This is a genomic window from Kitasatospora sp. HUAS MG31 (assembly GCF_040571325.1).
Classification (GTDB): domain Bacteria; phylum Actinomycetota; class Actinomycetes; order Streptomycetales; family Streptomycetaceae; genus Kitasatospora; species Kitasatospora camelliae.
The window spans coordinates 4915270-4926940 of record NZ_CP159872.1; the positions used below are offsets into that span (position 1 = coordinate 4915270).

General features: G+C 72.8%; 8 protein-coding genes. 3 read left to right on the forward strand and 5 right to left on the reverse strand.

What is annotated here, in order from left to right; genetic code table 11:
• Nucleotides 1–20: 20 nt before the first annotated feature.
• The 3 genes from ABWK59_RS22255 to ABWK59_RS22265 all read left to right on the forward strand — a co-directional run bounded on the left by ABWK59_RS22255 (nucleotide 21) and on the right by ABWK59_RS22265 (nucleotide 2594).
• The gene (locus ABWK59_RS22255; RefSeq protein ID WP_354642373.1) at nucleotides 21–680 is read left to right on the forward strand and encodes a DUF6230 family protein; all 660 of its coding nucleotides are present in this window, start codon (nucleotides 21–23) and stop codon (nucleotides 678–680) included.
• A gap of 127 nt (nucleotides 681–807) precedes the next feature.
• Nucleotides 808–1335 (forward strand): DUF6114 domain-containing protein, encoded by a 528-nt coding sequence (locus ABWK59_RS22260; RefSeq protein WP_354642374.1) that lies wholly within the window; start codon nucleotides 808–810, stop codon nucleotides 1333–1335.
• Nucleotides 1332–2594, forward strand: coding sequence for a hypothetical protein (locus tag ABWK59_RS22265; RefSeq protein ID WP_354642375.1), 1263 nt, complete (start codon nucleotides 1332–1334; stop codon nucleotides 2592–2594). Before ABWK59_RS22260 ends, ABWK59_RS22265 begins: the two co-directional genes overlap by 4 nt.
• 119 nt (nucleotides 2595–2713) lie before the next feature.
• Here ABWK59_RS22265 and pyk read toward each other — a convergent pair whose 3' ends face one another.
• The 5 genes from pyk to ABWK59_RS22290 form a co-directional block, all read right to left on the reverse strand.
• Entirely contained in the window at nucleotides 2714–4144 is a 1431-nt protein-coding gene (pyk, locus tag ABWK59_RS22270; RefSeq protein WP_354642376.1) for a pyruvate kinase, read from the reverse strand.
• A 97-nt stretch (nucleotides 4145–4241) separates the two neighbouring features.
• Nucleotides 4242–5447, reverse strand: a complete 1206-nt coding sequence (locus ABWK59_RS22275; RefSeq protein WP_354642377.1) for an acetate kinase — start codon at nucleotides 5445–5447, stop codon at nucleotides 4242–4244.
• Nucleotides 5444–7570 (reverse strand): phosphate acetyltransferase, encoded by a 2127-nt coding sequence (gene pta / locus ABWK59_RS22280; protein WP_354642378.1) that lies wholly within the window; start codon nucleotides 7568–7570, stop codon nucleotides 5444–5446. Before pta ends, ABWK59_RS22275 begins: the two co-directional genes overlap by 4 nt.
• A 118-nt stretch (nucleotides 7571–7688) precedes the next feature.
• Nucleotides 7689–10037 (reverse strand): 1,4-alpha-glucan branching protein GlgB, encoded by a 2349-nt coding sequence (gene glgB / locus ABWK59_RS22285; protein WP_354642379.1) that lies wholly within the window; start codon nucleotides 10035–10037, stop codon nucleotides 7689–7691.
• A 33-nt stretch (nucleotides 10038–10070) separates the two neighbouring features.
• Nucleotides 10071–11552, reverse strand: a complete 1482-nt coding sequence (locus ABWK59_RS22290) for a maltokinase N-terminal cap-like domain-containing protein (protein ID WP_354642380.1) — start codon at nucleotides 11550–11552, stop codon at nucleotides 10071–10073.
• Between the last annotated feature and the right edge of the window lie 119 nt (nucleotides 11553–11671).

The window sequence follows — 11671 nt, forward strand, 5'->3', positions numbered from 1 at the left end:
CGTCCTAGAAGGAGGACTGCATGTCCCAGAGTTACGGCAAGACCCGCTGGAAGCGCTTCGCCCTGGTGATGGTGCCCAGCGTCGCCGCCACCGCGGCGATCGGCCTCAGCCTCGCCAACAGCGCGCTGGCCGCCTCGTTCAGCATCTCCGGCCAGCAGTTCAAGGTGAAGACCGAGAAGCTGCACGGCTACAACTTCGCCCAGTTCGGCTCCATCGACGTCGAGACCGACGGGACGTTCCACCCGGTCGCCGTCTCCGCGTTCGACACGGCCACCATCAACAACCTGTGCCAGTCGGTCGTCACCGACCTGTCGAAGCTGGGCCTGGGCAAGCTGACCCTCCAGCTGAACGCCGGTCAGGACCCGAAGCACCCGGTCGAGGCGGAGAACCTGCTGATCGACCTGGACCAGCTGAAGGCCGACGCCGAGTTCAAGAACATCAACATCGGCCAGGACGCGTCGACCCTCAACGGGACCGCGCTGAACGGCTGGAAGACCCACCCGCGCCTGGGCAGCCAGGGCAAGCCGACCAAGGGCACGGGCTTCGCCCAGGCCGCCGACGAGGCCACCCTCACCGGTGTCGAGCAGACCGCGTGGGCCACCTCGGCCGGCACCTTCAAGCTGAGCGGCCTGAAGCTGGAGATCCACAAGGGCGACGGCCCCGGCAACGAGTGCTACTGATCCTGTCCTGAGGGCGGATCACCCGGTCCGCCCCGGTGACAGACCCGCGGCCGGGGGCGGCAGTCGCCGCCCCCGGCCGTCTCACCAAGCTTTCCCTCCCTCGTAGAGATCATCGAGGAGTCGCACCATGTCCAGCGCAACTGCCGACGCCTGGCCCGTGACCGAGAGCGGCCCGACCGGGTTTCGCCGCTGGCGGCGCACCCGGCCGTTCTGGGGTGGCCTGCTGGCCATGATCGCCGGCCTGCCGATCCTGTACTTCCCGTACGCCCACCTGTCGTTCAACGGCATGACCATCGCCATGGCGACCACGGCCGGGGCCGGCTCGATGATCATCGGTCTGATGCTGATCGCGCTCGGGCTGACCGCCTGGTTCCAGCCGATGGTCCGGATCTTCTGCGGCGTGGCCACCACGATCCTCTCGCTGGTCTCCATCCCGGTCTCCAACCTCGGCGGCTTCGGTCTGGGTCTGGTCCTCGGCCTGGTGGCCGGCGGCCTGCTGGTCTCCTGGGCGCCGGTCCCCGTCCTGCCCGAGGCGGCCGTGGCCGAGTCGGTGGCGGACATCCCGGCGCAGGCCACCGCGGCCGAGGCGCCGGCCGAGCAGACCCTGGAGTACGGCGCGGCACCGAAGGCCGGCGAGCCGGGGGAGCAGCAGTGAGCGACCGCGACGAGTCGACCGCCGGCGTTCCCCGCTCGCGCCACGCGGCGCCCCGGGCAGGCGTCGTCAGCCGGCTGCGCGGCCGGGCCCTGGCCATGGCCGCCGTCCCGACCGCCCTGCTGATGGGCGCCGCGTACGCCCCGAACCCCGCCGTGGCGGAGACCCAGAACGCCAAGGGCTGCGCCAGCGCGCCCGACACCGCGATCGAGGAGACCCCGGTCCCCAAGAGCGAGGTCAAGGTCGCCCCGACGCCGGGCGCCGCGGGCACCACCGCCTCCGGAGGCACCACCGCCACCGAGGGCGCGAGGGGCACGGCGGGCGCGACCGGTTCCACCGCGACCAGGTCCGCCGACCAGGCCGCCCCCGGCAGTGCCTCGGCCGTCTCCGCGGTCTACTCGCCCACCGCGGCCGGGCAGGCCTCGGGCGTCCAGCAGGCGGGGATCATCGGCGACATCCTGGACGGGATCTTCCACCCCGGTGGCAGCACCACCGCGCAGACGTCGCCCTCGCCCAGCCCCAGCCCGACCGGGAAGACCACCACCCCGCCCGCGCCGACCACCCCGTCGGCCTCGTCGTCGCCCTCCGCCTCCCCGTCCCCCGCGGCCTCCGCGCCGGCCGGGAGCAGCGGCGGCGCGACCGCGGCCCCGAGCGGCACCCCGGCGAAGTCCCAGGCCGCCAAGCCGAAGCCCTCGGCCTCGGCCTCCGCCTCGGCGGACCCGAACTGCCAGGTGGACGCCAGCGGGCTGGCCGCCAAGAAGGCCGGCGGCGACCACGTGGTCCCGGACCAGAACTGGGTGCTGCACTCCTCGCGGCTGTCCCTGCACGGCTCGGTGTTCAACGGCGTGTACGACGTGAAGACCCCGACCGGCACCAAGCGGGTCCTGAAGTTCACCACCGACTCGGTGGACATCGGAGACCTCGACATGTCGACGATCCAGATCCCGGGCCTGACCTTCCACGTCAAGGCCGCGCCGAACACCACCTCGACCATGCGCAGCGGCCCGATCACCATGTACGTCGAGAGCCTCTCCGGGCACCTCGCGGCGATCTACGGCCTGCCGATCCCGATCGATCTGGGCGAGGTCGTGATCACGCCGGACACCCTGCCCAAGTGGCTCTGGGACCTGCTGGACACCGTCCCGATCCCGCTGGACCTGACGCTGACCGGCGCCAAGGCGGTCCAGGCCGGCCAGTTCGGCGGCACCCTGAAGATCCCGGGCATGCGCCTGTTCAACGACGAGGCGCCCTACGACGGCTGACCGGCCCGCGCCGGTCGCCCGCACCGGGCCGCCCGCCGCACCGCCGCAGAACGAGAACCGCGGGGCGGCCCCTCCCATCCGGGAGGGGCCGCCCCGCGGCCGTTGCGCGCGGGTGCGGGTCAGAGACCGACGCGGCTGCCCAGGTGGTGGACCTGGACCATGTTGGTGGTGCCGGGGATGCCGGGCGGCGAGCCGGCCGTGACGATCACGGTGTCGCCCTCGGCCAGCCGGTTCAGGCGCAGCAGCTCCCGGTCGACCTGGTTCACCATCTCGTCGGTGGTCTCGACCTGCTCGGTCACGTACGCCTCGACGCCCCAGCTGAGCGACAGCTGGTTGCGGGTGGCGGCGTCCGGGGTGAACGCGATCACCGGGATCGGCGAGCGGTACCGGGAGAGCCGGCGGGCGGTGTCACCGGACTTGGTGAACGCGATCAGCGCCTGGCCGTTGAGGAAGTCGCCCAGCTCGCAGGCGGCGCGGGCGATGGAACCGCCCTGGGTGCGCGGCTTGCGGCCCGGGTTCAGCGGCTGGAGGCCATGGGAGACCAGCTCCTCCTCGGCCTTCTCGGCGATCCGGCTCATGGTCTTGACCGTCTCGACCGGGTACTTGCCGACGCTGGACTCGGCGGACAGCATGACCGCGTCCGCGCCGTCCAGGATGGCGTTGGCGACGTCCGAGACCTCGGCACGCGTCGGGCGCGAGGCGTGGATCATCGACTCCATCATCTGGGTGGCGACGATGACCGGCTTGGCGTTGCGCCGGGCGAGGGTGATCAGCTGCTTCTGGACCAGCGGCACCTTCTCCAGCGGGTACTCCACCGCGAGGTCGCCGCGGGCCACCATGATCGCGTCGAAGGCGAGGACGATCTCCTCCATCGCCTCGACGGCCTGCGGCTTCTCGATCTTGGCGATGACCGGGACGCGGATGCCGACCTCGTCCATCACCTTGTGCACGTCGTGGATGTCGGCCGCGTTGCGGACGAAGGACAGCGCGACCATGTCGACGCCCAGCCGGAGGGCGAAGCGCAGGTCGTCCTTGTCCTTCTCGGACAGCGCCGGCACGTTCACGGCCGCGCCGGGCAGGTTGATGCCCTTGTTGTTCGAGAGCACGCCGCCCTCGACCACCACGGTCTTCACCCGCGGGCCGTCGACGCTGACGACCTCCAGGGCGATGACGCCATCGTTGATCAGGATCGGGTCGCCCGGCTTCACGTCGCCCGGCAGGCCCTTGTAGGTGGTACCGCAGATGTGCTGGTCACCCGGCACGTCCTCGGTGGTGATGGTGAAGGTGTCACCGTTGTCGACGGTCACCGGACCGTTGGCGAAGGTGGCCAGTCGGATCTTCGGGCCCTGGAGGTCGGCCAGCACACCGATCGTGCGGCCGGTGTCCTCGGACACCTGGCGGACCTTGCGGTACCGCTCCTCGTGCTCGGCGTGGGAGCCGTGGCTCATGTTCAGTCGGGCGACGTTCATGCCCGCTTCGACGATGGCCTTCAGCTGGTCATAGGAGTCCGTGGCGGGACCCAGGGTGCAGACAATTTTCGCTCGGCGCATATCCGTCAGTCTATCCGTTCGTGTTATGGGTGCATTCCGCCCGAATCGTCAGATATCGCCGACGAACCATCCCGAGGGGTGGGACGCTGACGGGTCGTCACGCTCCGCGTACCAGGGCGAAGGACTGGCGGGCGATCTCCAGCTCCTCGTCGGTCGGCACCACCGCCACGGTTACCCGCGAGTACGCCCGGGAGACCACCCGCGCCTCGCCCGAGCGGACCTCGTTCAGCTCCGGATCCAGCTCGATCCCCAGTGCCTGGAGCCCGGCGCAGGCCGCCTCCCGGACCGGCGCGGCGTTCTCCCCGACCCCCGCCGTGAAGACGATCGCGTCGACCCTGCCGAGCACCGCGTAGTACGCGCCGATGTACTTGCGCAGCCGGTGGACGTAAGCGTCGAAGGCCAGCCTGGCCTCCTCGTCCCCCTCCTCGGAGCGGCGCAGGACCTCCCGCATGTCGTTGTCCCCGCACAGGCCCAGCAGGCCGCTGCGGCGGTTCAGCAGGTCGTCGATCTCATCGATCGTCAGGCCGCCCACCCGGTGCAGGTGGAAGACCAGGCCCGGGTCGGCGTCCCCCGAGCGGGTGCCCATCACCAGCCCCTCCAGCGGGGTCAGGCCCATCGAGGTCTCCACGCAGACCCCGCCGGCCACCGCCGAGGCCGAGGCGCCGTTGCCCAGGTGCAGCACGATCACGTTGACCTCGGCCGGGTCCCGGCCCAGCAGCCGGGCGGTCTCCCGGGAGACGTACTGGTGCGAGGTGCCGTGGAAGCCGTAGCGGCGGACCCGGTACGCGTCGGCGGTCCTCCGGTCGATCGCGTACCGCGCGGCCGGCTCGGGCAGCGTGGCGTGGAAGGCGGTGTCGAACACCGCCACCTGCGGCAGGTCCGGGCGCAGCCGGCGGGCCACCTCGATGCCGGCGATGTTGGCCGGATTGTGCAGCGGCGCGACCGGGATCAGCAGCCGGATGTGGTCCAGCACCTCGTCGGTGACCAGGGTCGGCTCGGTGAACCGCTGCCCGCCGTGCACCACCCGGTGGCCGACGGCCGCCAGCTCCGGCGAGTCCAGGCCCATCCCGTCCAGCTCCAGCTGGGCCGCCATCGAGGAGAGCGCCGCGGTGTGGTCGGGGAAGTCCGCCAGGACCTCCCGCCTCCCGCCGTCCGGCGGCGTGTGCGCCAGCCGGCCCCCGCGCTCGCCGATCCGCTCCACCAGCCCGGCCGCCGCCCGGGTGCCGTCCAGCATGTCGATCAGCTGGTACTTCACCGAGGAGGACCCCGCGTTCAGGACCAGGACCCGGGTACCGCCGCTCATCGGGCCCCCTCGGGCGTCTGCGACTGGATGGCGGTGATCGCCACCGTGTTGACGATGTCCTCGACCAGCGCGCCGCGGGACAGGTCGTTCACCGGCTTGCGCAGGCCCTGCAGCACCGGTCCGACCGCCACCGCCCCGGCCGAGCGCTGCACCGCCTTGTACGTGTTGTTGCCGGTGTTCAGGTCCGGGAAGATCAGCACGCTCGCCCGGCCGGCCACCGGCGAGCCCGGCAGCTTGGTCGCCGCGACATGGGCGTCCACCGCGGCGTCGTACTGGATCGGGCCCTCCACCAGGAGGTCCGGCCGCTGCTCGCGGACCAGCTCGGTGGCCCGGCGGACCTTGTCCACGTCCGCGCCAAAGCCCGAGGTGCCGGTGGAGTAGCTGAGCATCGCCACCCGCGGCTCCACGCCGAACTGGGCGGCCGTCTCGGCGGACTGGATCGCGATGTCGGCCAGCTGCCGGGCGTCCGGGTCCGGGTTGACCGCGCAGTCGCCGTACACCAGCACCCGGTCGGCCAGGCACATGAAGAACACCGAGGAGACGATCGCCGCCCCCGGCGAGGTCTTGATCACCTCGAAGGCCGGGCGGATGGTCGCGGCCGTGGAGTGCACCGCGCCCGAGACCATGCCGTCGGCGATGCCCTCCCGCACCATCAGGGTGCCGAAGTAGGACACCTCGGTGACCACGTCCAGGGCCTGCTCCACGGTCATGCCCTTGTGCGCCCGCAGCCGGGCGTACAGCTCGGCGAACTGCTGGCGCAGCGGGCTGGCCGCCGGGTCGACGATCCGGACCTGGGCCCGGTCCGCGCCCTCCTGCGGCTGCGGCAGCTCGATGCCCAGGGCCGCCGCCTTGCGCTGGACGGCCTCCGGCTCGCCGAGCAGGGTGAGGTCGCAGATGTTGCGGCGCAGCAGCACCTCGGCCGCCTGCAGCACCCGGTCCTCGGTGCCCTCCGGCAGCACGATGTGCCGGCGGTCCGCCCGGGCCCGCTCCAGCAGCTCGTGCTCGAACATCATCGGGGTCACCCGCTCGGACCGGCTCAGCTCGAACCGCTTGGTCAACTCGCCGGTGTCCACATGGAGTTCGAACAGGCCCAGGGCGATCTCGGCCTTCCGCGGGCTGTCCGGACCGATCCGCCCCTCCAGATGGGTCAGCGCCGCGGCGGTCAGCCAGCTGCCCTCCGGGACCACCGCCACCGGGGTGCCCGGCGCCAGCCGCGCGGCCAGCGCCATCACGTTCGGGCCGGGGTGCTGGCCGAGGGTGAGCAGCACCCCGGCGATCGGCGGGGCGCCGGCGGCGTGCGCGGCCAGCGAGCCGATCACCAGGTCGGCGCGGTCGCCCGGGGTCACCACCAGGGCGCCCTCGGTCAGCGCGGGCAGGAAGGTCGGCAGCATCGCGCCGCCGAACACGAAGGAGCGCACGTCCCGGGCCAGGCCGGCCGCGTCGCCCAGCAGCACCTCGGCGCCGGTCGCCTCCACCAGCTGCGCCACGGTCGGGGCGGCCAGCGCCACCTCCTCCGGGATCACGTACACCGGGATCGGCAGCTTCTCCGAGAGCACCCGCAGCACCGGCTGCTTCACGGCGGGGGTGACCCGGTTGGCGATCATCGCCAGGGTGGAGCAGCCCAGGTCGCGGTAGGCCCGGTGGGCGTTGCGGACCTCGGCGATCACGGTCTGCTCGTCCTCGCCCTGCCCGCCCACCACCGGCAGCACCCAGGCGCCGAACTCGTTGGCCAGCCGGGCGTTGAAGGCCAGCTCGTCCGGGATGTTGGTGTCGGAGAAGTCGGTGCCCAGCACCAGGACGGCCTCGCACTGCCGCTCCACCGCCCGGAACCGGTCGACCAGGGTGGAGACCAGCTCGTCCTGCCCGTGCGCGGCCTGCAGCGCGGCGGCCTCCTCGTAGGTGAGGCCGTAGAGCTCGGTGGGCGGCAGCTCCAGCCGGTACCGGGTGCGCAGCAGCTCGATCAGGTGGTCCGACCCCCGCTCCCCGGGGGAGGCGGCGTGTGCCAGCGGGCGGAACACGCCGACCCGGTCCACCTGGCGGGAGAGCAGTTCCATGACCCCGAGCTCGACCGCCTGCCGGCCGTCCCCCCGGTCGATGCCGGTCACGTACACGCTGCGGGTCACGCGCGGTCTCCGTCCCCTCGGCTCAGGTGATCGTCATACCGACCATACCGTCGCACCGCCGCGGGGCCACGCGCACGGGCCGGGGCGCGGTACGGTCCGCGCCCCGGCCCGGAGGGGATCAGCGCGCGGGGCGCAGCCAGAGTGTGGAGAGCGGGGGAAGCACCAGCTCGGCGCTGCGGGGCTGCCCGTTCCACCCGGTGGCCTCGGCCTTCACCGGCCGCGAGTTGGTCACCCCGCCGCCGCCGAACTCCTCGGCGTCGGTGTTGAGGGCCTCCTCCCACAGCTGCTCGCCCGTGCCGACCTGCGGCAGCCCGACCCGGACGTTGTGCCGCACCACCGGCGAGAAGTTGCAGACGGCCACCAGCGGCGAGCCGTCCGCCGCGATGCGCACGAAGGAGAACATGTTGTCGTCCGCCGCGCCGCCCTCCAGCCAGCGGAAGCCGTCCGGCGTGGTGTCCTGCTCCCACAGCGCCGGGGTGTCCAGGTACACCCGGTTGAGCTCGCCGACCAGGCGGCGCACCCCGCGGTGCTCGGCGGCCGCCGGCCAGCCGTCGTCCAGCACCCACCACTGCGGCCCGTGCTCGTGGTCCCACTCCGCGCCCTGGGCGAACTCCTGCCCCATGAAGAGCAGTTGCTTTCCCGGATGGGCCCACATGAAGCCGAGGTACGCCCGGTGGTTGGCCCGCTGCTGCCACCAGTCGCCGGGCATCTTGGCGACCAGCGCCTGCTTGCCGTGCACCACCTCGTCGTGCGAGATCGGCAGGATGTAGTTCTCCGAGTACGCGTACACCATCGAGAAGGTCATCTCGTTGTGGTGGTACTTGCGGTGCACCGGGTCCTTGGACATGTACACCAGCGAGTCGTGCATCCAGCCCATGTTCCACTTCAGGCCGAAGCCCAGGCCGCCGGCGTCGGTGGGCCGGGTCACCCCGTCCCAGGCGGTGGACTCCTCGGCGATGGTGATCACGCCCGGGCAGCGGCGGTAGACCGTCGCGTTCATCTCCTGGAGGAACGAGGCCGCGTCCAGGTTCTCCCGGCCGCCGTACCGGTTGGGCGACCAGGCGCCGCCCTCACGGGAGTAGTCGAGGTAGAGCATCGAGGCCACCGCGTCCACCCGCAGGCCGTCGACGTGGAACTCCTCGCACCAGTACACCGCGTTGGCCACCAGGAAGTTGCGGACCTCGGTCCGCCCGTAGTCGAACTCCAGCGTGCCCCAGTCCGGGTGCTCGGCCCGCAGCGGGTCGGCCGGCTCGTACAGCGGCGCGCCGTCGAACCGGGCCAGCGCGAAGTCGTCCTTGGGGAAGTGCGCCGGCACCCAGTCGACGATCACGCCGATGCCGTGCCGGTGCAGGGTGTCCACCAGGTACCGGAAGTCGTCCGGGCCGCCGAGCCGGGCGGTCGGGGCGTAGAAGCCGGAGACCTGGTAGCCCCAGGAGCCGCCGAAGGGGTGCTCCATGACCGGCATGAACTCCACGTGGGTGAAGTGGAGTTCCTTGAGGTACCCGGGCAGCACCTCGGCGATCTCGCGGTACGTGGTCAGATCGGGGCGCCAGGAGGCGAGGTGGAGCTCGTACACCGACATGGGGGCGCGGTGGTGCACGGTGCGCGCCCGGCGGGCCATCCACTCGGCGTCGTTCCACGCGTACGTGGAGGTGTGCACCACCGAGGCGGTGTCCGGCGGGCACTGGGCGGCCCGGGCCAGCGGGTCGGCCTTCTTGAGCACCCAGCCCTGCCGGGTGTGGATCTCGTACTTGTACTGCTCGCCCTCGCCGACACCGGGCACGAACAGCTCCCAGATGCCCGAGGAGCCCAGCGAGCGCATCGGGTGGCCGGTGCCGTCCCAGTGGTTGAACGAGCCGATCAGCCGGACGCCCACCGCGTTCGGCGCCCACACCGCGAAGGAGGTGCCGAGCACCCCGTCGATCTCGCGGACGTGCGAGCCCAGCGCCCGCCACAGCTGCTCGTGCCGGCCCTCGGAGATCAGGTGCAGGTCCAGCTCGCCGAGGGTGGGCGCCGCGCGGTAGCCGTCCTCCTGGAGCAGGGGCTCGCCGCCCGGGTAGGTCACCCGCAGCCGGTAGTCCGGGAACTCCCGGCCCACCAGCAGGCCGGTGAACAGTCCGCCCTGCTGGTGGGTCAGCTCGGCCGGCCCCTGGTCGGTCTCGATCACCACCCGCTCGGCGAACGGCCGCAGCACCCGGACGGCCGTGCCGGCCGGGGTGAGGTGCGCCCCGAGCAGACCGTGCGGGTCGTGGTGGCCGCCGGAGACCAGCCGGTCGACCTCGGCGGGCGGCAGCGGCGCCTCCGGCAGCCGCAGCGCGGCCGGCTGCCCCGACCGCCGGGGCGCCGCCGACGCCCGCCGCCGGGCCGGCTTGGCGGGGGCCGCCCTGCCGGGCCGGAAGGTGGCGGGCACGGCGGCGGCGCCGCGATCGGCCGAACCGGACTTGTCACGCGGGCCGAGCGGTGTCACGGCGGATCCTCCAGGGGGAGAGTGGGGGCATCGTCAGACGGTCAGGGCGAGGCGGTTGATGGCGGCCAGCGGGATCGGGAGCCAGCTGGGCCGGTGCCGGGCCTCGTACACGACCTCGTAGACCGCCTTGTCGATCTCCAGGGCGCGCATCAGCTCGGGCGTGGCGGCCGGGTCGGCACCGCCCCCGGCGGTGTAGCCGGCGCAGTACGCCGTGCGGTTGCGGGCCGCCCAGGCGGCCGCGAGGTGGGCGAGCTCCGGGTCCGGCCCGCGGGAGCCGGCCAGCAGGTGGGCCGCCGCGTAGTCGAAGGACCGCAGCATCGCCGCCACGTCCCGCAGCGCGGGCTGCGGCAGCCGGCGCTCGGCCAGCGGCTTGGCGGGCTCGCCCTCGAAGTCCAGCAGGACCCAGCCGTGCGGGGTGCGCATGGCCTGGCCGAGGTGCAGGTCGCCGTGGATCCGCTGGACCGGCAGCCCCTCCAGGTGGTCCGCGGTGAGCTGCTGGAACGCGGCCCGCAGCGCGGAGCGGTAGCGCAGCAGCCCGGGGACCACCGTCACCGCGGAGTCCAGCCGGTCCGCCATCGCCCCGGCCAGCAGGCCGATCTGGGCGCTGTCCAGCCGGGCGGTGGGCATCGAGCGGGCCAGCACCCGGTGCACCTCGGCGGTGGCCCGGCCGAGCCGGTGCGCCTCGATGGCGAAGTTCCCCGGGGACGGGTCGCCCTTCAGCCGGGCCACCTGGTCCAGGGCCAGCTCCCAGCCGTCCTCGGCGTCCGGGAGGTAGCGCTGGAGCAGGCCCAGGGTGGCCGGTTCCGATCGCTCCAGACGGCACTCGAACCAGGCCGCCACCCGCGGGATCCGGGTGGAGCCGGCCCGGGAGAGCGCCAGCGAGAGCTCCAGGTCCGGGTTGGTGCCGGGGCTGATGCGGCGGAACAGCTTGAGGATGAAGGAGGTGTCGTAGATGACCGAGCTGTTGGACTGCTCGGCGGTGGAGGCCCGGCCCGGGATGTTGCTGGGCAGGCCGGAGCCCGGGGTGCGGCGAAAGGAGAGCGAGCCGAACCGGTCGCCGGTGGCCAGGTGCTCCAGCAGCCGGCCGGTCAGCTCCGGGTCGTGCACCGCGTCGTACAGCGTCGCGCCGTCGTAGGTGCCGCTGCCGAGCCGGCCGAGCAGGGCGGTGGCCGGGATCCCGGTCGGCTGCTCGGAGCGGATGCCCAGCAGCAGCTGGTAGATGTCCGCTCCGCCGCCCGGGTGCTCGACCCGCAACAGCAGGTGGAGCAGGGCCGGGTCGCCGACCTGCAGCGGGGTTCCGACCACCGGGTGCAGCCCGGTGATCGCCCGCCCCTTGCCGGCGTACCAGCGCTGGGTGGGGAGCCACTCGGCGATCAGCGGCAGCGCGGCCTGGACCAGCTCGCTGACCCCCGCGGCGGTTCTCCGGGCCCCGGACCCGCGCATCCCGACGGCCCCAGGGGCGCCCTCGGGTGACTCGCGGTGGACGTGGGCTTGAGAACGGGAGGTTTCGGACATGACTCCCTTTCCCCGGAAGCGGGCCGTCGGCCCGACGGGACGTGGGCCGGGCCCGTCAGTCTTCCGGATTTCGGCGGCGCGGCGGCGCAGGCACGCGAGCGTCGGCTCGGTGTCACGCC